This is a genomic window from Arthrobacter sp. Y3225116 (assembly GCF_059091245.1).
This window is the reverse complement of record NZ_JBNHGL010000536.1, coordinates 1-600: the sequence shown is the minus strand read 5'-3', so window position 1 is coordinate 600 and position 600 is coordinate 1. Positions and strand designations below refer to the sequence as shown.

1 pseudogene is annotated in these 600 nt (G+C 71.0%); it reads left to right on the top strand.

Annotation, left to right across the window (positions count from 1 at the left end):
* Positions 1-600 (top strand): annotated as a pseudogene (locus tag AC5RV2_RS18825) (NAD(P)/FAD-dependent oxidoreductase); the annotation flags it as partial.

The window sequence follows — 600 nt, the reverse complement described above, 5'->3', positions numbered from 1 at the left end:
CGGCCGGAGGCGGCGCCGGAAGGCGCGCAGGCGAAGGTGAACCTGCTGCTGTCCCGGCTGCCGAAGCTGCGGGACGGCTCGGTGGCGCCCGAGGCGGCGTTCGGCGGCACGTTCCACATCAACGAGTTGTACTCGCAGCTGGAAACGGCCGCCGCCGAAGCGGCCGCGGGCCGGGTGCCGGATCCGCTGCCCGCCGAGATCTACTGCCACTCCCTGACCGACCCGTCCATCCTCTCGCCGGAACTGCTGGCAGCGGGCGCCCACACGCTCACCGTGTTCACGCTGCAGACCCCGCACCGGCTGATCACCGAGGAGAACAACGACGCGATGCGGCAGCGGCTGCAGGACGCCGTGCTGGCCTCGCTCAATTCCGTGCTCGCCGAGCCGATCGAGGACTGCATCCTGCGCGATCAACGCGGAGAGCCGTGCATCGAAACCAAGACCACCCTGGACCTCCAGCGGGAACTGAACCTGACCGGCGGCAGCATCTTCCACGGCCCCCTGGACTGGCCGTTCGCCGAAGACGACGAACCGCTCGACACCCCGGCGCGGCGCTGGGGCGTGGCCACGGCGCACGAGCGGATCCTGCTCTGCGGGGCC